An 18,229-nucleotide genomic window follows, 5' to 3' on the forward strand; every position below is an offset into this window, starting at 1 on the left:
TTTTAATATTTACGATTGTTAATATGTCCTACGACATACTCCGAATTCTCTTTGCTTGAAATGTTTTCAATAATCCAAACACCACCTTCCAATCCATCGGGTCCATCCATCATTTTAGAATTGGGTGCAACCCCTAAAAATTCTTCCGCCATTCTTTGCATGTGCGGATTGTCTTTTTCATCTTCATTGAAGTACAGGCAACCTTGTTTGTGTTTTGGTTCTAGAGTTCCCTCGATACGAGTGTATTTATCGTCTTTTTTCCGTTTGTCCAATGACATAAAAATCGGGAATTTGTTCAATAGCTTACCAACGGTTTTAACCAAGGGTTTAAGAACTTGTTCCCAAAAGGGGTCTTGCAGCGAGTTGTTTTCAATCCAAGTTTTAAAGGTGTCTACCTTTTTGCTTTTTACCCAATCGTGTGCGTGGTAGAGATTGGTGACAAAGGTTTGCTGTGTCATGTTATCAAGCCAAACCTTGTATAAATAAAAGTTTCCTTGTCGGTATCCAATGACTCCAGTAAATTTTCGAGAGCTGCTTTTATTATCCTTGTTGGATGTGGCAGGATCAGAATAAACAAGAACATGCTCACAGGCTCGAAGCGGTGGGCACTTCGCCCAATGTACTTTTTTGAATAATTTACCAACACGGATAGGATTATTAAAATACTCTTTTTGAATGGCGCTGGTGGTCATCGTTCTAAAAGCTAAATCAATCAACGCCTCAGTATTTCGTTGTGGCCAAGTCGAAACCCCGTTTTTGTCCCGAATATTTACAATGTCGTGAATGTTGGCTTTTTTGGCCATTTCAGTAATACAGCAATATTTGGCAATGATGTTACCACAGGCAATAATCAACAACGGAACGGAAATGGAACGGGTTGGGATTAATGCGGTTTCCAACCAAGAGTATTTCTTTTCAATGGTATCCGGGTTATTACAATCAACATCCGTATCAAAATCATCAATCAATATCAAATCTGGACGTGCGGCATCGTTACGAGTTCCACGAGGGGATTGTCCAGCACCAACGGCTCTAAATGAAACGCCTTTCTTAGTGGTAAAATCCCCCTCCGACCAACCGCTTAAAGCTTCCTGTACACCATAATCATTTTTCAAACGATCATTGACTTCAAGAATCGTTTTATAGGGCTTTAAAAGCCTTTCGGCATCATCATAAGTGGCAGATGTTAGGATTACGGTCTTCTTTTTACCCGTCATTGTTAGTTTAATGACTTCCATCATTGTCCTACCCGACTTGGATAAATCTCTCGCCCAAGAACGCACCTCATACCATTCGGCATTGGTCATTACCCGCTTGGTTGCTTTTTTGTGAAATGGGGCTGGTTCTGAAGTGTAAAAATTAGGAAAATATTCCTTAAACCATTCCTCATCATTGGCTTCTAAACGCGCTATTCTTTTTAGTTTATCAGTTGCCGTTTCGTTCAAATCAACAGGCGTTGCCCTATATTGATTGACTACAAAGGCATCCCAAGCGACTAATTGTTCTTTGTCTTTTCTACTTAGTGCCATCGGTCATCTTTTGTTTGATAAAGGCATCACAATAGCTCGTTAATTGATTTGCAAAAACAGAATCGACACTTCTAATAAATAGTACCAAGCCTTTTGCAACTGATATGGTTTCGCCAATATTTGTTTCTGTCTCTAGTCGCTTTATGGCGGTGGTGAGTTTAGAGATCATATCAGTGTCTTTTGAGTTGGGAAAGTTCCCAATCAAAATGGGATAGTCCTCAGCAACGTATTTTGGGTATTCTAATTTCTCATCACCAGAACTGTCTTTTAGTTTGATAGGCTTCAACATAAAGTTGGGTATGTCACGAACAACCGGGCGTGTCTTTATCTCATCATTTACGGCTTGTAATTGTCCGTATAATGTTGTGATTTGATTGTCCTTTGTAACTAGCAATGAAACTTTTTCTTTGTCCCAATCGCCTTTTTTTACCCAAGAGCCAACGGTTTTCTCCGTAAGCTTCAAGCGTTCGGCAATCTCTTTTTGACTTAAACCATCGTTAACATAATACCTTTTTGCTAGATCGTGCTCGACCTGTTTTTTGACTCCCATATTTGCGTATTTACTAGCAAAGTTGACAGAATAGAGGCTTTGAAAAAAATTACTGTTTACTTGCTTTACAACTCTGTTAAGTCTTGGTACATAAGTGTTCGGGTGCTGTGCATTTGTTTTTTTTAGAATGGCATTCGGCTAATATTTGTCATCTCAAACGGCAAGAACTGCCAACTCAAATTTAAAAATTAGACAATGCCAAGACCTCAATTTTTTGTGTGTAATGATGAAAATGTGAAAAACTCGTATGGTTTTTTCATTAACACTTTGGGTATCAAAATGGATCGTTTCAACGACAATCCAATTATGCTGAACAATCACATTAACACCACTGAAAACGCAATTGGCAATTGGTCTGAACCACTTAAAGAAGGTGGTTTATTAAAATTGAAACCTCACTTTGACGAAGAGAGTGAGCCAGGCGCATCTATTGCAAAAAAAGTAGACAAAGGCATTTTGAAAGGTTGCTCGATGGGAATTATTCCTAATTGGGATTCGATGGAAAGAATTGGTGACCGAGTGGTATTGATGGAGTGCGAGCTCGCTGAAGTTTCAATGATCCCTGTGCCTTCTAATCGTGGCGCTATTGCAATTTATAGCATCGATGGTAAACTACTCTCTGAAGATGAAGTATCCAACCTGACACTTTCTATTTCTAACAAATTTGAAGACAAATTAAATATTGATCATACTATGAAAAAAATCTTATTAAGCGTAGCTACTCTTATGGTTTTAGGTTTTAAAGACCAGCCAACCGATGGATTGGACGTGGCAGATGTAGAGTCTAAAGTATTGGACTTATCGGCTAAGCTGACCGCTTTGACTACAGAAAACAAGGGCTTGAAATTAGCCGCTCAAGCGCAAAAAGAAGCCCATGAAACGGCTGTAAAATTGGCAGCTACTCAAAAAGTAGATTTAGCCATTACGCAAGGAAAAATTCCTGCAGACAAAAAAGAAGCTTTTGTACAGTTGGGAATCAGCTCACCTGAAGTATTGGAAACCACTTTAGCCGCTATTCCGGGTAAAACAAATCTTGGTGCTGGTATTACCGTTCCAGGAGGAACTGGAGGGGTTGAAGTGAAAACGATGGATGAGTTTCAAAAATTGTCTATTGGTGACCAGTTAGCTTTTAAAGCTGACAATCCAGACGGGTACAAAAAACTGTTTTCGTAACAGCAAATCATTAAACTAAAATTTTAAAAATATGCCAGCAAATTTTGCAGAGGTATGGTTGGACAGAGTTCGCCAGAACCTAACTACACAAGATGTAGCTCCTTGGTTGGATGGAATTCCAGAACTAGACACAAATGTGTTAGAAATGGGTTCAGGCGACGCTTCGGAATTGAACGTCATTCACATTCCAAGAACTTCATTCAATCCTGATGTGTTGTTGAACAACACGGCTTATCCATTAGCGGTACAAGCCTATACAGATGATGAAACGGTGGTAAGTTTGGATAAATACCAAACAAAACCAACGTCAATCTCTGACGATAAAATCATCGGGGCATCGTATGCCGTAATTGACCCAGCGACAAAATCGCACACGAATGCGATCAATACAAAAAAGTATAAGAAAGCGGCTCATGCTATTGCGCCAGCTTCAAATGATGCTGCAACTCCAGTTATTGCCGCTACAGGTGCGCCACGTACTGTTGGAGGTAATGCTTCATTAACCTATGAAGATATGGTAAGGCTGAAAGAAGCATTGGACACGGCTGAAGTATCTACTGAAGGTAGAAGATTAGTGTTGTCTACAGCACACTGGAATGACCTTTTGGTGGATCGTAAAAACTTTGGGGACAAATTAGTGAATTATAACACAGGAATGCCAGCTCCACAGATTGCAGGATTCCAATTGTTCCAATACAACGGTAACCCATTGTACACGGATGCAGGTGTGAAAAAAGCCTTTGGAGCTTTAAAAGCAGCGGGAGATCGTCGAGGATCATTTGCTTTCTGGATTGGTCAAATTGCTAAAAAGTCAGGTTTGACTAAGCAATACTTCAAAGAAGCTAAAAACGATCCTGAAGCGCAAACCAATTTATTGAATTACAGACATTACTTTATTGCAATGCCTTTTGATTCGAAAGGAATTGGAGCAATCTACTAGAATCAAATTTAGACCATAAACAAAAGGCTACTACTCATAGTAGTAGCCTTTTTTTAAATCAATCAACGTGAACGAATTTTTAAACATAGTCTTATATCCTTCGCTTTTTGCCTTTTTGGGTATAGCTGGAACCAAGTTTTGGGATTGGGTAAAACCAAAGGCGCAAAAAGATATAGAAACAGCAGATGCAAAGGCTAAGGACATTGAAAATGACAAGTCACAACTTGATTTAACAAAAGGTCTTTTGGATTTTGCTACTGAACAACTGGATAAAGCCATTGCTCAAATAAAAAAGAGAGATGATGTTATTGATACTCAAGATTTACTAATTCAAGACTTGAATGCGAAGCTCAAGAATAGAAACAAGCAGTTTGATGAGCTAACCGAGCAGGTAGCACACTTAATAACAGAGTTGACAAAGTACAAGCAATTAAATGGTAAGATATAATGAGAACGGCTAAAGGAATAAAACACATAGCTATTCATTGTTCGGCTGGTTTCGGCAAGCGGGAATCAATAGAGGCTTTTTGGAAAACCAAAGGATGGAAGTCTCCTGGATACCACCGATTAATTGAAGTGGATGGAACCATACACAAGCTACTCGATTTTAGTAAAACATCAAACGGTGTTTTAGGTTTCAACGAGCAAACAATCAATATCTGCTATGTAGGAGGTGTTCAAAATAAGGGAACGGCGCGACAACCAATTTGGAAAGGCAAAGACACCCGAACAGAAGCCCAAAAAACAGCTATTAAAAGCTGTATAAAAGAGGCTCAGGAATGGTTAAAAAACAACGCAAACACTAACAAAATTATCATTCAAGGACATCGTGACTTTTCACCTGATTTGAACAAAAACGGAATCATTGAAAGTTGGGAGCGCATTAAAGAATGTCCTTCGTTTGACGCTAAAAAAGAGTATTGATGAAATCACTAAAACACATTGTGTTGTCGTTTTTCTCACTCGTGGTACTGGCTTCCTGCGGAAGCGCGAAGCCCGCCGCGTTTGAAAACAGATCACAAACCATCACCATCAAAGAAACGGTGTACGACACCATTTTTAAGATAGAAAAAGACAGTAGCTCTTATCAGGCATTATTAGAGTGTCAAAACGGAGTAGTCGTTATAAAGCAGGTTGTTCAAGCCGAACCAGGGCGCACATTAAAAAGCCCAAAGGTTCGGCTGGATAACAACCAGTTGAAAATTGACTGTGAAGCACGAGCTCAGGAATTACTCGCTCATTATAAAAACACACATCAAACGAGTAACGAAGTCATCAGAGTGCCGGTCGAAGTAAATAAACTGACTTGGTGGCAGGAAACACAAATTAAACTATTAAGAATCATTGCCATTATTTCGCTCTTATTAGCAGTTTGGCTATTTGTAAAATCTAAAATCACATAAAATCATGCACAAAATTTTTGAAACAAATCCAGACTTAAAGAAAGCGTACATCACTTCAGATGGAACACCATTTTATCAAGAGACTGACGCAAAGAATCACGCCAAAACCTTAAAGGATAAAAGCGTTGAACCCGTATTTAACGAAAGGGAATTACAGGTCGTGGATGAGGAAGAGTTGACGGATGCCGACCGAGAAATGGCAGAATTCGAAGCAGCTGAAAAAGAAAAAGAAAAAGAAGCTAAGGCAGAATTAGCTAAGTCATTAGCCGAATTTGATCCAGCGGTTACTAAATATCCAGAAGCGGTAAAGCTATTCAAAGCTTTAGGTTTGGAGGCTGAAAACGAGAAAAAAGACACAATCTTTCCTTTGTTAGTGGCTGCAAAAGCAAGCGCACAAGAAGGAACTAATACTCAAGAGTAATGGGAAAACCAAAAGTAAGTATAGGCTTTGAAAACGGCAACCTTGGGGTTGTCGCTACAAGCCCCGACGGAATTTGCTCTATTATAGCAAGTGCTACCGCAAACGGAACTTTTGCTTTAAATACTGTTTATACAGTGTTTAGTTTGAAAGAAGCCGAAACATTGGGCATCATAGGTGGAATTTCTAACTATGAATTGCACAAAACCATCAAGGAGTTTTATGCTGAAGCGGGAGACGGGACTGAACTTTGGATTTATGGCGTTGCCAAAACCAGAACTTTAGACGAATTAGTTGCAGACAGCGCAACACTTTTAATGGCATCTAATAGACGTATTCGTGTTGTATTATGCAAATATGCTCCAAGCGTTGCTGAAGTAACGAGTGAAAACGGTTTGCGTGAAGGTTTTCCAGCTACGTTAGCAGCGGCTCAAGCGATTGCTGATGATTTCACCGAAAACAAAATACACCCCGTTGTTTTTGTTATCGAAGGATATAATTACACGGGAGTTCCTGCCGATCTAATAGGTTTCTCGACGACCACTTACAACCGTGTAGCGGTTTTAATTGGGGATACCGAAACAAGAACCGGAACAACCGCATCGAAAGGTGCTGCGGTTGGAGTTTTGGGTGGTCGTATCGCTAAGAACCAAGTACATGTTAATGTTGGGCGTGTGAAAGATGGCGCATTGAAACCTTTAGAGTTCTTTGTCCTGGACACACCAATTGAGCAGGTTAATATTGATGCTTTGTATGACAAAGGATTTATCACATTGACTACTCACGTAGGTAAATCGGGTTACTATTTTGTAGATGATCATTTGGCTTGTACGGTTGAGGATGATTATCATTTCTTAACTCGTAGACGTGTTATTGATAAGGCTTTTGTTTTAGCAAATCAAACCTTAACCAATTTTGTCCTGGACACCGTTCCGTTGACGAACGAAGGAAAAATACAAGCGGCTTATGCTAAGGCATTAGAGGCTGAAGTGGAGCGAAAAATTGCACAGGAAATGTCAGCTAAAGGGGAACTTTCAGTTGATGAGACCGTAGCAAATGATACAGGAGCTGAATGTGTAATTGATGTTACTAACAACATCGCACAGGATTCAACAATAAAAGGAAGAATCAGAGTGCGTCCTCATGGATACGGTCGATTCTTAGAATTTACAATCGGATTTAATACAGGGCAATAATTATGGCATTTAATTCAAGACAATACGAATGGGGCGATATGACTCTCATTTTAGGAGGTAGGGATGTAACTGGAATCCGAGCAATTAAGTACACAGAAAAGATAGAGCAAGAACCATTGCATGCTAAAGGGAGATTTCCTCAAAGTATTCAAAGTGGAAATATCACTGTAGAAGGAGAGATCACTGTTTTGCAATCGGAGCTTATTGCTTTGGAAAAAGCAGGTAACGGATCTATTTTGGGACTAAACCTCGATGCAGTTGTCGCTTATGGTAATCCGTCTTTAGGAGACGCTATGACAACAAATAGAATTGTTGGAATTTCTTTTGGTGAATCATCAAAGGAATTGAAACAGGGTGATAAATTCATGGAAATTACAATTCCATTTATGGCCTTGAGAGTTTTAAATCAAGCATAACATTAAAGCACTCCTTCGGGAGTGCTTTTATAAAAACCACAACAATAAACAATGAAAAAAGCAACCGCAGAACAAATAGCAGAATGGAAAGCGCAACATCTAAATGTTTATGCGCTGAAAGCCAAGGAATCGGATAAGATTTGTTATTTGAGAAAACCAACACGTCAAGAGTTAATCTATGCTACAAAAGCAAGTGAAACCGATTCTTTAAATTTTAATGCCTCAATTTTAAAAAGTTGCTGGCTACATGGTGATGAGGAAATCATGACAAACGATAGTTTGTTTTTAGGAATTTGTCCTATGCTAGACGAAATATGCGCCTTTGAAAAATTTGAGCTGGAAAAGCTGTAGAGTCATCGGCAGTTCATGAGAATGACTGGCTCCGAATAGCGAACGCTCAATTAAGGTATTATTATCATCTTAATCCTGATGACTTGACAGACAAGGAATGGGCAAATAAATACGCTGAATTAATTTATATCAGAAAACTAGAAAATCCTTAATCACAATGAGCAATACATTAAGCTACATGATTCAAATCAACAGTAATGTTGATAAGGCTAATTCTACTATTGATAAATTTTCGAATAACGTTCTTACTGGTATTGATAAAATTCAAAAAAGGTTCAATTCTCTAAATATGAACGCTTTTATCCAAAACGTGAGCGCAGCTGCTGACGGAATTGCGAGCATGAACAAGCCCGGACTGGATTTAAGTACAAGTATGTACGACCTTCAAGCAATTACTGGAGTTACAGGACAAAAACTAAAAGATATTGAAGGGTATGCCCGCCAAAATGCTAAAACATTTGGTGGTGAAGCATCCCAATCAGCTGAGTCATATAAGTTGATTCTTTCTCAATTGTCACCTGAGATTGCCAAGGTTCCTAAAGCTTTACAGGCAATGGGTAGAGAGGCATCGATAACCAGTAAGTTGATGGGCGGTGATACTGTGGCTGCAACTAATGTTTTAACAACGGCATTGAATCAATATCAAGTTGCGCTTGATGACCCTATAGCTGCGTCGAAGGAAATGGCACGAATGAACAACGTAATGGCAGCATCTGCCAAAGAAGGTTCTGCTGAATTGCCACAGATTGCACAAGCTTTAGAACAATCAGGATTAGCAGCTAAAACGGCAAGTGTAGGATTTGAGGAAACAAACGCTTGGATTCAGGTATTGGATAAAAATGGTAAAAAAGGAGCTGAAGGAGGTGTTGCATTGCGTAATGTAATGGCAACATTAGCACAAGGACGATTTTTACCAAAAGATGTAAGGACTGAATTAAAAGCAGCGGGTGTTGATATTAATAAGTTAACGGATAATTCGGTGTCACTATCCGAAAGGATAAAGCCACTTAAAAATATCATGCAGGACCAGGCATTAGTAACTAAGTTGTTTGGTAAAGAAAATAGCAACGCAGCTATTGCTATGATTTCGAATACTGATGAAGCCGAAAGGTTGACTAAAGCCGTGACCGGAACTAATACAGCGTATGAACAAGCTGCTATTATTATGGAAAGCCCTTTGGAGAAAAACAAACGGCTAAAGGCTCAAATAGATGATTTTAAAATTTCACTTTTTAATGGTACGAATGGCTGGATAGGCTATGCAGATGTTTTAGGTAATACCGCTCGTGATTTTTCGAATCTAATGCCAATAATGCAAGGAGCTGGCACCGTGTTTTCAACTTTAACAAGTGCTACAAAATTGCAAGCGTTGTGGACATCGATAGTTACTGGAGCTACAAGCACATGGACTGGCGCACAAGCGGCATTTAACGCTATAATGGCAATAAATCCAGTTGTTTTGATTGTTGCTGGTGTTGTTGCTCTAGTGGCTGTAATTGCTCTCGTTGTTTCAAAAACTGAAGGATGGGGAAAAGCATGGAAACATACCGTTAATGGTGCAAAACTACTTTTTGTAGCCTATGTTCAAACAGCAAAAGCACAATTTAATATGTTAGTGAACGGATTTATGATTGGTATCAATAAAATTCAAATTGCTTGGTATAAGTTTAAAAACATAGTTGGATTAGGCAACAAAGCCGAAAACAACGCCCAGATTTCACAGCTTAATACACAGATTGAAGCTCGTAAGAAATCAATTGTTGATGGTTATAAAAAAGCAGGAAACACAGCAGTTCAGGCAGCAGGTGAATTTAGAGCTGCTTACGACTCCGTAAAATGGAAAAAGGAGAAAAAAGCCAGTGAAGCCAGCGGAATAAGTACACCCGGATTACCCGGAACTAATTTAGGTAACGGTGGTGGTTCTGGCAATACTAATGGCGGTTCGGACAAAATGAAAAAAAGTAATGAAGCCGTCGCCACTGGTGGTACTAAGCACAATTACATCACTATAAAGATTGAGCAATTAATCGGTTTGAAAGCCGATAATGTAAACGGCGGTGCAACTGCTGCTAAACAATCGGGCGAAGGTGTTACAGATGAGTTATTAAGAATTTTAGCAATGGCTGGAACAGCTAACGGATAATATGGCTTTAGATAATCAAGATTTATTGTTTGCTAGTTTGATGGGAAGTCGAGCAGTTAGTTTAATTCAGAATGTAAATATTTTGAACGGTCAGTTGCGTAAACACGTTTTGCCAGTTATTCCTTTTTTGCCTTTAAAAAATGATAATAACGTTTCGGATGTACCGGGCAAAGCAATTAATATAAATGACAACTGGACAACGCCTAACGCTGTTAATGAAGACGAACAGTTTTTTCCGTTAAGTTTTTCCTTTAAAGAAAATAGTGTTCGTTGGGTTTTTCCGTATGAGCCTATGATTGATTTTGGATCAGGGAATAACATTGTAAAACGCAACGTAGCTAAACAAGGGGAGAAATTAATAGGCACGATAAAAGAACGTTGGAACCGTAAGGATTTTGACATAACAGTCACAGGTGTATTGATAGGAAGTATCATGCAGGGAAAGCCCGAAGATTGTTTTCCAAAAGATCAATTTATTAAGTTGTTTGAATTTTTAAAACATTCGAAGGAACTGTTTATTTATTGTCATCCTTTGGAATTAGCAGGAATTACAAAAGTGGTAGTAGAGGATTATCGTTTCCCGTTTACAAAGGGTGAAAATGTTCAAGCTTTTGAGCTGAAGCTAACAAGTGATTACTCTTATGAACTGTTGATTAAAGAAGATTTTTAATGTACAACATCAATTGGAATATTCGATTTAAAACTGAAGGTATCAATTATTCGTTGCGAACTTTTGAATCTATTGATATTGATTGTAGTGTAGATAATTTAGTCGATACGGCTGTGATCACATTACCAGAGGCGTTTATGAATGATGTTTTCAATATTGGAAAGGAGGTTAAGCGAGGTTCGGAAGTGATTATAAAAGCGGGCTATGATGGTGAATTGCAAACGGAATTTGTGGGCTATGTACTGGATGTGGTCAATAATGATAATTCATTGAAAATTAATTGTGAAGATGCTCTTTTTTTATTTAGAAAAGAGGTGAAAGATGTAGAATTGAAACCTACCTCAGTTCCAAAAATAGCACAACTTTTAATTGATCAGATAGATTCGTCTTATACGTTGGTTTGTGATTATAGTATCAGTTATGAAAAATTTGTCATTCATCAAGCCACAGCTTATGATGTATTAAAAAAAATAACGGAAGAAACTAAGGCTAATATTTATTTCGACACCGAAAAAAAAGAGTTGCATATTCATGCACCTTATACTGAAAAGGGTGGTGAAGCTATTTATTCGATGCAAAGAAATGTTGAAAATAGTTCTTTGGAATTTAAAAAAGCTATTGACCGAAAAGTTGAAGTAACGGTTGAAAAAACAAATTTGAACGGAAAGGTTGAGAGTTATACTGGAGGGACAACTGGAGGCGATAAAATTACTTTGAAAGTAGGATCAATTGCAACAGCTGATTTAAAAAAAATAGCCGATGCGGAACTAATAAGGCGATCGGCTGATATGTATGAGGGAAGTTTTGACACCTGGGCAATACCATTTGTAAAACCAACCTACTCAGTTAAAATTAAAGACGAGGATTATCCCGATCAGGATGGAAAATACTATGTAGTTGGCGTAAGCACTTCGATAAGTGAAAATGGCTTTAAAAGAACGGTTAAACCGGGTATAAAATTGAGTTTGTAATGGATACAGCAGCAGAAATAAAACAAGCCTTAATTAAAGCTTTGGGAATTACTCCAAACCTCGCTATTACGGCAACGGTTGTGTCTATTGAAAATGATACGTGCACCGTAAAATTATTAAGTGAGTTGGTTTTGTCAGATGTGCGATTGAAAGCGACTATTTCAGATGGCGAAGATCGGTTTTTGATTGTTCCTAAGATAAATAGTGAGGTGATATTAATGAGCCAAACAGGGACTTTAAGTAGTTTGATGCTTATTAAAGTTGATGCTGTAGAAAGCATTCGATACAAAAAAGGAGATTTTGAATTCGCTGTTGATGGAACTTCCGGAAAGGTGACTTTGAAAAACTCGAGTAATAATTTTGGAGCATTGGTTACCCAGTTCATAACTGAAATTAAGACTATGATCATTTTGACACCTACTGGACCAGGTAAAGTAGCTCCATCGTCAATAACGAAATTTGAGGCTTTAGATGCGAAATTTAAAACACTTTTAAACAGCGATTAAAATGGCATTAAACAAAACAACATTAAAAACTACGATTGTTTCTCTTTTGACTGATATGTTAGCAAAAGAAGAAAATTCCATAGAGGAATTTGCAACTCGATTAAGTGATGGTATTGATTCCTTTGTAAAGTCGGGAACTGTAAACGTAAATGTTACTACAACGGGTACAGCGACAAATCAATCAGGAAGTGGAACAGGAACTATAAGCTAATTATGAAAGATAGAGGAATTCAATTATCAGATGGTAATGGCGGATTGGAAGCAATTGACTTAAAAATTGAAGTACAACGTGATGGTAATGGAAAGATTGCTAAGGGTTTGATAATAGGTAATACTTTGAGTCAAAATCAAGCACTTTTATTAATTGCTAATCCTGGCGAAATCAAATTTGTTCCTACGCTTGGAGTGGCTATTGTTGAATTGACTTTAGATAATGATTATTTGCGTTTTCGTCACCGTATTCGAGAGCATTTTTCTAAAGATGGGTTGAATGTAAGGGCGGTTGAATTATCACAAGGGAAACCGTTAAAAATAGAAGCCAGTTATGAGTAATGTAATTGTACATCAAGGACAAACTTTATTTGATATTGCTGTTCAGGAAAGTGGCAATGTAGCGGCTGTTTTTGATTGGGCTTTAAAAAACAATAAGTCCATTACAGAGGAACTTGTAACGGGCGAAATTCTGGAAAATCCCGAAAGTATTTATACAGAAATAGCGGTGACTAATTATTTTAAAACAAATAATAGCAAATCAGCCACCGCAATAACCAAACAAAACCACGAGCTCATTGTAGCCGATGAAGGAATTGGTGCAATGATAATCGAAAACACATTTATAGTAGGATAATGGCAAGAACTAAAAAACAAATAAAAGCAGAAATCACTACGCCATTTATGGCTAATGAAACTTTGGCTGCAAAATACGGTTACGCGGTTGGTGCTTCGTTTGATGCTGAATTTTCGCTGGTGAGTTTGGAGAATATCCTTTTTGAAATTGTGGCTTTGGCTCTTTTTATACATGAGTTATTTTTTGATCAACACACAAAGGAAGTCAACGAGCGATTAGCCAATGAAAAAGCGGGAACGCTGCCTTGGTATAGAACGATGGCTTTGCGCTTTCAATTTGGTTTTGACTTGGTGGCTGATAAAGATTATTTCGATAATGGAAATGCGACGGCGGAACAAATTGCGCTTTCGAAAATTATCAAGTATGCAGCCGTAAATGAGGCTGCTGATAGTAGCCGTGTAATTCTAAAAATAGCGGGAGAAACTAACGGCGTTTTATCTGATTTTGACGACCCCTCACAGGTGGAAGCGATTCAGGCTTACATCAATGAGATTAGAGTGGCGGGTGTTCAGGTTACGATTATTAATTACAAAGCTGACAGACTGTATATCAATCTACAAATCAAACGGGATGCTTTAGTGCTTGACGAAAGTGGAATGAGCAAACTCGACGCTAATTACCCCGTTAATGAAGCGTTACAGGAGTTTATGAAAGAACTTAAATTTAATGGTGAGCTACAGCTCTCTTTATTGATCGATAAGTTGCAAATTATTCCTGGTGTTCTTGACGCTACTTTATTGAGTGCCGAAAGTTCGTGGATTGATCCCGCACTAAATGGCTACGGAACTCCACAACCGATATTTGTTTCTAAGATTGCCGAAAGCGGCTATTTTGAAATTGTAACTTTTGATAACATCAATTATGTGGTATAAGATAGACTGGAATATTCTGGCGTTGGATAATTTGCCAACGATGTTGCGAAAGCCGTCTGTCTCTGCCTTGGCGCAAATTCTGTTAAAGCCGCTTAATAGCCTTTATTACAAATGGTACAATTGGCGCATTGACAACATTTATAAACTGGAACACACGAACCAAATTTGCTATTTAAGAGGGTCGCTTAACGATAAGTTTGACCCAGTTGAGAGGCGTATTTATATAGGTGACGGATTGCTGTTTGACACGCAGTACATCTTTACCGAGGCGGAAGAACAGGACGTTTGGTTAGGTACAGAAGCCGAGGAGGAAATGGTGTGGCTTAGAACCGAAGCTGAAACGGCGGATACGGGTTTAGACTTCATTGTTTATGTTCCAGAAACCATTTACAACACGCAATTAAACGGGCTACGTGCTCACATTGAACTTTATAAAGCTGGCGGCAAACGCTATAATATTATTATAGATGAATAGATCAAATTTTAATCAAACAGGCGGTTATCCATTAAAAACCGAACGATTGCAGGAAATGCAAACGGCGTATTCGATTTTTAACGCTTTGGGAGCCTTGGCGGGAGATTTAACCATTATATCTGGCTGTAAATTGACGGGTAAGACTATTGGAGATGGTGCTGTGTACATTGGTGGCGAATTATACGCTTTCAAAGCGGCGGCCGTCACGCTAACATCGACTGTAGTTATAATTGAAGAAGCCGTAAACCGTGGATTTAAAAACGGAGGCCTCAAGGAAGTTCACACGATACGCTACGCCACTTTTGGCACGGCGGAAACTTCGTGGCCGTGGACTGACTTTAAACGAATGGACAGCCTGAAAAGTATCCAGGCTAGGCTTTTGCCTGCGGGAACTAACCCGCAATTGTACTGCGGCTCAGTTTCTACTATTCCAACGGGTTGGCAATTGTGTGACGGTAGCAACGGTACTCCAAATTTAAAAGGTCAATTTATTGTGGGTTACGACCCTGATGATGCCGATTATAATGCGATTGGGATGATTGGCGGAAGCAAAAAAGTAAGCTTGACCGCTACCAATAATGGGGCTCACTCCCACACTTATAAACAATACGAATTAGATCAAGAGGTTTCAAGTAACGGAAGCGGTGTAAGAGCGATTAATAAAAGCAATACGCAAACTGGCTCCTTTACAACGGAACAATCAGGTTCGGGCACTCCGCACGAGAACAGACCGCCTTATTACACATTAGCTTACATCATTTATATAGGATAACATTATGGCAACATTAGCACAAATATACGATTGGTTCATGACAGGCAAAAAGCCTACGCAAGCTCAGTTTTGGGCTTCGTGGGGTAGTTTTTGGAATAAGAGCGAAACGATTCCGCAAAGCGCTATTTCTAACCTTACAAACACATTGAACGCTAAAACGGAAAACGACCAGTTTAATGCACACAAGGTGGCGGAGGATGCTCACGCTGATTTGTTTTTAGGCAAAGAAGATAAAAACAAAAAAGGTGCTGCTAATGGCTATGCGCCTTTGAATGAGTTTCAAAAACTAGCGATAGAATATTTGAATGTGGTAAATGACCTAGTTACCGGTGGCGCAACTTCATTGTTGAGTGCCGAGCAGGGGAAACTTTTACAGACACAAATTACAGGGATAAATTTATTGTTGACATCATACAATATCAATTTAGACAGCGTTCAGGAGATTGTAGATGCTATTGAAACGGTGCAAACTTCATTGAGCACGATCTTGGTGAATGACTTGACCACGGGTGGAAACACTAAGGCATTGACGGCTGAGATGGGGAAGAGTTTGAAAGGGTTGATTGATGCTTTAAGCACAACCGTTGGCAATATTACTAGTAATGTGGTTACAACATTTAAACCCATTCTTTCCACGGCTTTGACGGCTCAAAACACAGCGGGAATAGTAGCGTATATCAATGCGTTAAATCCAGTTCTTGCAGTTGCTGCCAATGAAATTGTAAAATTCAATACTACGGATACTGGACGTGTTTTTGAATTGAGATTAAGAGGTAGAAGCTTTGGCGTGGGTCAAGCGGCAATTGTTGCAGCAGATGTTTTGGACGTTACAGATTTTTTAAATAAAGATGTGCGATTGAGTAATTACCCTAACACTCGTAATGATGGGCAAATTCCAACGAATAAAGTATTAAGTACAGATGCATTAGGAAACCTTAAATTGTATTCTATTGCTACTGCTCCTGCGCCTTATATTCAAGAGTTAATACCTGATAGTTATTTACCCAGTACAACGGGAAATATTAGAATATTAGGAAGTTTCTTTACTCCTGCTATGTGCGATAGAGTGGCTAATCCTACTGCTATTGTTATTGGCGGAGTTAATACTATAAACTACGCAACCTTTAAAAGTAGTAATGAGATTTTAGTTAATGTTATTACAGGAGCAATAGAGGGTAGTTTTTTTATTACTATGAATAATGGATTAAGTACTACTAAAAACAATGCTTTACTGATTACTTATGGGGTTGTTTATAAACCAAATGCAACTTCTTGGGTAGACCTTGACCCCTCTTATGATATGAGTGAAGAAGGTGCAGCAAAGATTGGGGTATATGGTACGTATAAGTCAGCAACATGGAATAAATCTTTTGATTTTACAAAAAATTGGAGACTAAAATTTATGCTACAAAAGACTCCATTAGGTGACCCTATGGGAACAGCCGCAGAAGGAAATACTAATGAAAGAAATTTTGCTTTAGTAAAAGAGTCAACAAAAGAGGAAGTTTTTTACTTTGGAATGTATAAAAATTCAGGATCGTTTAAGTCTTATGGAGGTTGGCTAGGCAACGGCAACGTGTCATTTTATGCACATAGACCTGCTTCTTATTGGGACGTACCTAAACCTCAAGATATACACGAATTTAGGTATCAATATGGGTCACTTTATTACTATGTAAATGGTATTATATCTGTGTCTTCTACCCTTGTTGTTACAGAGAATTTACTTTTTAAATTAAAATTAAAAGTTTATGATGTTTCAGATATAGAATATATAGAAATAAACTAAAAACTAATAATTATGAGTGCAAGATTAGTTATAGACTACATTATAGAACAAAAGGGTATTAATATCAATACCCTTACAGACAAAGATTTCTCTTCAATCAGTTGGTTGAATGAGAGAGAACCAGTGTACAATATGAAAGGCGAAAAGGTATCAAAGTCATATTATTATGAAAATACCAAAGAAGCCATACGTATTGAGTATAGTAAGATTGTAGGAGACTATCAATACAATGGAGTTGTATATCCTGATGTTTATTTAGGACTAAGAAAGACAATGAATTGGATTGATTGGGCTGGAGAAAAAGCTCAAGTTAAAGAAATGCAACCCTACTACTTTACTTTAGAACCTGTATTTAAAGCAGATGGTACTGAAACATTAACAGGTTTTTCAAGTCCTAAAATGAGGTCTGTATTGAGAGAAGAAAGATTTAAAGCTGATGATTACCTTCAAGCTAAGAATATAGCATTGTACACCCTTTTAAATACCGCCTATACTGCTGAGTATAGTAACTACATGAAAACAGGGACCAGTAGCTCTTTTGTAAATGCTGTAAATGCAGAAACTAACACAGAAGTCTTAAATGCTTTAAACACTGAAGTATTTGGGTATGAGCCTATGACAGTCAAAGAATTAATATTTATGAACTTACAGTAATATGGGTACCGCATTATCATTTTTGTCACTTTTTTTAGCAATATGGCTTTTTCCTCTAGGTCTGCTGACAACATTTTTTATCAATTTGTACAAAAGGCGTTGGAAGTTTTCTTTTAAGCGTTTAGATGATCAGTTTTTAAGCATTGCTACTAGTATAGATGCCTCGGCTAACGTAGTTTGCAAAGACTTGTTTAACCTGATTTTAATAAAGAAAGGAGGTTATGAATTTGGTAAACGTAAAGAAACAATATCGAGTGTATTAGGTAAAAATCAGCGTGATAACACGCTCACGGGGATAGGTAAAGGAGTTGCCTTTGTCCTGGACAAAATAGATCCTGATCATTGTGCAAAAAGCATCGATAGTTTAGTGTAGTTCCTACGGAGGATGGGAAGTAAAAATAGTCCTCCAACAAATTTAAGTCTTACCACAGAATTAAAAATATAGCCAAAGCCACGAGCGTTGGAGGACAAAGTCTTCTATGCTCGTGGCTTTGCTGTTGTAATAATTCTGTGGTCAGGCAAATATAGTATAATAAATAATTTAATCAATCATC

At 38.2% G+C, this 18,229-nt stretch carries 24 protein-coding genes; 22 read left to right on the forward strand and 2 right to left on the reverse strand.

Translation table 11 applies throughout. The features are described 5' to 3' along the window. Window positions 1–2: 2 nt before the first annotated feature. Together BLV91_RS08435 and BLV91_RS08440 are read right to left on the reverse strand one after the other, a co-directional pair. Window positions 3–1,529, reverse strand: a complete 1,527-nt coding sequence (locus BLV91_RS08435) for a hypothetical protein (protein ID WP_091431794.1) — start codon at window positions 1,527–1,529, stop codon at window positions 3–5. Then, window positions 1,516–2,079, reverse strand: coding sequence for a terminase gpP N-terminus-related DNA-binding protein (locus BLV91_RS08440; protein ID WP_091431796.1), 564 nt, complete (start codon window positions 2,077–2,079; stop codon window positions 1,516–1,518). The genes BLV91_RS08435 and BLV91_RS08440 overlap by 14 nt, the downstream gene beginning before the upstream one ends. Before the next feature lie 195 nt (window positions 2,080–2,274). On the opposite strand from BLV91_RS08440, the gene BLV91_RS08445 reads away from it, so the two are divergent. From BLV91_RS08445 to BLV91_RS08550, 22 genes are all read left to right on the forward strand, one after another. Beyond that, complete coding sequence (locus BLV91_RS08445; RefSeq protein WP_091431799.1) at window positions 2,275–3,252, forward strand: HK97 family phage prohead protease; 978 nt, start codon at window positions 2,275–2,277, stop codon at window positions 3,250–3,252. Between the two features lie 31 nt (window positions 3,253–3,283). Next, a complete protein-coding gene (locus BLV91_RS08450; protein ID WP_091431802.1) occupies window positions 3,284–4,192 on the forward strand; it encodes a phage major capsid protein in 909 nt (302 codons plus the stop codon). Between the two features lie 67 nt (window positions 4,193–4,259). Then, window positions 4,260–4,640, forward strand: coding sequence for a hypothetical protein (locus BLV91_RS08455; RefSeq protein WP_139262306.1), 381 nt, complete (start codon window positions 4,260–4,262; stop codon window positions 4,638–4,640). Further along, the gene (locus BLV91_RS08460; RefSeq protein ID WP_091431808.1) at window positions 4,640–5,116 is read left to right on the forward strand and encodes an N-acetylmuramoyl-L-alanine amidase; all 477 of its coding nucleotides are present in this window, start codon (window positions 4,640–4,642) and stop codon (window positions 5,114–5,116) included. The genes BLV91_RS08455 and BLV91_RS08460 overlap by 1 nt, the downstream gene beginning before the upstream one ends. After that, the gene (locus BLV91_RS08465) at window positions 5,116–5,595 is read left to right on the forward strand and encodes a hypothetical protein (RefSeq protein WP_091431812.1); all 480 of its coding nucleotides are present in this window, start codon (window positions 5,116–5,118) and stop codon (window positions 5,593–5,595) included. Before BLV91_RS08460 ends, BLV91_RS08465 begins: the two co-directional genes overlap by 1 nt. Window positions 5,596–5,599: 4 nt before the next feature. Then, on the forward strand, window positions 5,600–6,016 hold the full coding sequence (locus BLV91_RS08470; RefSeq protein WP_091431814.1) for a hypothetical protein: 417 nt from the start codon (window positions 5,600–5,602) through the stop codon (window positions 6,014–6,016). Next, complete coding sequence (locus BLV91_RS08475; RefSeq protein WP_091431817.1) at window positions 6,016–7,209, forward strand: DUF2586 family protein; 1,194 nt, start codon at window positions 6,016–6,018, stop codon at window positions 7,207–7,209. Before BLV91_RS08470 ends, BLV91_RS08475 begins: the two co-directional genes overlap by 1 nt. Window positions 7,210–7,211: 2 nt before the next feature. Continuing rightward, a complete protein-coding gene (locus tag BLV91_RS08480) occupies window positions 7,212–7,625 on the forward strand; it encodes a hypothetical protein (protein ID WP_091431819.1) in 414 nt (137 codons plus the stop codon). 51 nt (window positions 7,626–7,676) lie between these two features. Beyond that, on the forward strand, window positions 7,677–7,976 hold the full coding sequence (locus BLV91_RS08485; protein WP_091431821.1) for a hypothetical protein: 300 nt from the start codon (window positions 7,677–7,679) through the stop codon (window positions 7,974–7,976). Window positions 7,977–8,133: 157 nt separating this feature from the next. Beyond that, the gene (locus tag BLV91_RS08490; RefSeq protein WP_091431823.1) at window positions 8,134–10,119 is read left to right on the forward strand and encodes a phage tail tape measure protein; all 1,986 of its coding nucleotides are present in this window, start codon (window positions 8,134–8,136) and stop codon (window positions 10,117–10,119) included. Window position 10,120: 1 nt separating this feature from the next. Continuing rightward, window positions 10,121–10,789 (forward strand): DUF6046 domain-containing protein, encoded by a 669-nt coding sequence (locus BLV91_RS08495; RefSeq protein ID WP_091431825.1) that lies wholly within the window; start codon window positions 10,121–10,123, stop codon window positions 10,787–10,789. Continuing rightward, window positions 10,789–11,760 (forward strand): hypothetical protein, encoded by a 972-nt coding sequence (locus tag BLV91_RS08500; protein ID WP_091431827.1) that lies wholly within the window; start codon window positions 10,789–10,791, stop codon window positions 11,758–11,760. The genes BLV91_RS08495 and BLV91_RS08500 overlap by 1 nt, the downstream gene beginning before the upstream one ends. Continuing rightward, window positions 11,760–12,266: a hypothetical protein gene (locus BLV91_RS08505; RefSeq protein ID WP_091431828.1), complete on the forward strand. Its 507-nt coding sequence runs from the start codon at window positions 11,760–11,762 to the stop codon at window positions 12,264–12,266. Before BLV91_RS08500 ends, BLV91_RS08505 begins: the two co-directional genes overlap by 1 nt. A 1-nt stretch (window position 12,267) precedes the next feature. Then, window positions 12,268–12,477 (forward strand): hypothetical protein, encoded by a 210-nt coding sequence (locus BLV91_RS08510; protein WP_091431830.1) that lies wholly within the window; start codon window positions 12,268–12,270, stop codon window positions 12,475–12,477. Window positions 12,478–12,479: 2 nt separating this feature from the next. After that, window positions 12,480–12,818: a hypothetical protein gene (locus tag BLV91_RS08515; protein ID WP_245709635.1), complete on the forward strand. Its 339-nt coding sequence runs from the start codon at window positions 12,480–12,482 to the stop codon at window positions 12,816–12,818. Then, window positions 12,811–13,113, forward strand: coding sequence for a hypothetical protein (locus BLV91_RS08520; protein WP_091431835.1), 303 nt, complete (start codon window positions 12,811–12,813; stop codon window positions 13,111–13,113). The genes BLV91_RS08515 and BLV91_RS08520 overlap by 8 nt, the downstream gene beginning before the upstream one ends. Beyond that, window positions 13,113–13,985, forward strand: coding sequence for a hypothetical protein (locus BLV91_RS08525; RefSeq protein WP_091431837.1), 873 nt, complete (start codon window positions 13,113–13,115; stop codon window positions 13,983–13,985). The genes BLV91_RS08520 and BLV91_RS08525 overlap by 1 nt, the downstream gene beginning before the upstream one ends. A 40-nt stretch (window positions 13,986–14,025) precedes the next feature. After that, window positions 14,026–14,460, forward strand: a complete 435-nt coding sequence (locus tag BLV91_RS08530; RefSeq protein WP_139262308.1) for a hypothetical protein — start codon at window positions 14,026–14,028, stop codon at window positions 14,458–14,460. Then, on the forward strand, window positions 14,453–15,232 hold the full coding sequence (locus BLV91_RS08535; RefSeq protein WP_091431841.1) for a hypothetical protein: 780 nt from the start codon (window positions 14,453–14,455) through the stop codon (window positions 15,230–15,232). The genes BLV91_RS08530 and BLV91_RS08535 overlap by 8 nt, the downstream gene beginning before the upstream one ends. A 4-nt stretch (window positions 15,233–15,236) precedes the next feature. After that, entirely contained in the window at window positions 15,237–17,021 is a 1,785-nt protein-coding gene (locus tag BLV91_RS08540) for a hypothetical protein (RefSeq protein ID WP_091431843.1), read from the forward strand. Between the two features lie 12 nt (window positions 17,022–17,033). Further along, window positions 17,034–17,675 carry a hypothetical protein gene (locus BLV91_RS08545; protein ID WP_091431846.1) on the forward strand — a complete coding sequence of 214 codons (642 nt, stop codon included), beginning with the start codon at window positions 17,034–17,036 and terminating at the stop codon, window positions 17,673–17,675. Window position 17,676: 1 nt separating this feature from the next. Then, a complete protein-coding gene (locus tag BLV91_RS08550; protein WP_091431849.1) occupies window positions 17,677–18,048 on the forward strand; it encodes a hypothetical protein in 372 nt (123 codons plus the stop codon). Window positions 18,049–18,229: the final 181 nt, after the last annotated feature.

Source organism: Flavobacterium degerlachei (assembly GCF_900106645.1).
In the GTDB taxonomy this organism is placed as follows: Bacteria; Bacteroidota; Bacteroidia; order Flavobacteriales; family Flavobacteriaceae; genus Flavobacterium; species Flavobacterium degerlachei.

Coding starts and splice junctions, on each gene's coding strand:
- BLV91_RS08500 (WP_091431827.1), top strand. CDS start 10,789: ATGTACAACATCAATTGGAATATTCGATTTAAAACTGAAGGTATCAAT.
- BLV91_RS08535 (WP_091431841.1), top strand. CDS start 14,453: ATGAATAGATCAAATTTTAATCAAACAGGCGGTTATCCATTAAAAACC.
- BLV91_RS08520 (WP_091431835.1), top strand. CDS start 12,811: ATGAGTAATGTAATTGTACATCAAGGACAAACTTTATTTGATATTGCT.
- BLV91_RS08495 (WP_091431825.1), top strand. CDS start 10,121: ATGGCTTTAGATAATCAAGATTTATTGTTTGCTAGTTTGATGGGAAGT.
- BLV91_RS08525 (WP_091431837.1), top strand. CDS start 13,113: ATGGCAAGAACTAAAAAACAAATAAAAGCAGAAATCACTACGCCATTT.
- BLV91_RS08510 (WP_091431830.1), top strand. CDS start 12,268: ATGGCATTAAACAAAACAACATTAAAAACTACGATTGTTTCTCTTTTG.
- BLV91_RS08490 (WP_091431823.1), top strand. CDS start 8,134: ATGAGCAATACATTAAGCTACATGATTCAAATCAACAGTAATGTTGAT.
- BLV91_RS08545 (WP_091431846.1), top strand. CDS start 17,034: ATGAGTGCAAGATTAGTTATAGACTACATTATAGAACAAAAGGGTATT.
- BLV91_RS08550 (WP_091431849.1), top strand. CDS start 17,677: ATGGGTACCGCATTATCATTTTTGTCACTTTTTTTAGCAATATGGCTT.
- BLV91_RS08450 (WP_091431802.1), top strand. CDS start 3,284: ATGCCAGCAAATTTTGCAGAGGTATGGTTGGACAGAGTTCGCCAGAAC.
- BLV91_RS08505 (WP_091431828.1), top strand. CDS start 11,760: ATGGATACAGCAGCAGAAATAAAACAAGCCTTAATTAAAGCTTTGGGA.
- BLV91_RS08440 (WP_091431796.1), bottom strand. CDS start 2,079: ATGGGAGTCAAAAAACAGGTCGAGCACGATCTAGCAAAAAGGTATTAT.
- BLV91_RS08465 (WP_091431812.1), top strand. CDS start 5,116: ATGAAATCACTAAAACACATTGTGTTGTCGTTTTTCTCACTCGTGGTA.
- BLV91_RS08530 (WP_139262308.1), top strand. CDS start 14,026: ATGTTGCGAAAGCCGTCTGTCTCTGCCTTGGCGCAAATTCTGTTAAAG.
- BLV91_RS08435 (WP_091431794.1), bottom strand. CDS start 1,529: ATGGCACTAAGTAGAAAAGACAAAGAACAATTAGTCGCTTGGGATGCC.
- BLV91_RS08460 (WP_091431808.1), top strand. CDS start 4,640: ATGAGAACGGCTAAAGGAATAAAACACATAGCTATTCATTGTTCGGCT.
- BLV91_RS08540 (WP_091431843.1), top strand. CDS start 15,237: ATGGCAACATTAGCACAAATATACGATTGGTTCATGACAGGCAAAAAG.
- BLV91_RS08485 (WP_091431821.1), top strand. CDS start 7,677: ATGAAAAAAGCAACCGCAGAACAAATAGCAGAATGGAAAGCGCAACAT.
- BLV91_RS08445 (WP_091431799.1), top strand. CDS start 2,275: ATGCCAAGACCTCAATTTTTTGTGTGTAATGATGAAAATGTGAAAAAC.
- BLV91_RS08475 (WP_091431817.1), top strand. CDS start 6,016: ATGGGAAAACCAAAAGTAAGTATAGGCTTTGAAAACGGCAACCTTGGG.
- BLV91_RS08470 (WP_091431814.1), top strand. CDS start 5,600: ATGCACAAAATTTTTGAAACAAATCCAGACTTAAAGAAAGCGTACATC.
- BLV91_RS08480 (WP_091431819.1), top strand. CDS start 7,212: ATGGCATTTAATTCAAGACAATACGAATGGGGCGATATGACTCTCATT.
- BLV91_RS08515 (WP_245709635.1), top strand. CDS start 12,480: ATGAAAGATAGAGGAATTCAATTATCAGATGGTAATGGCGGATTGGAA.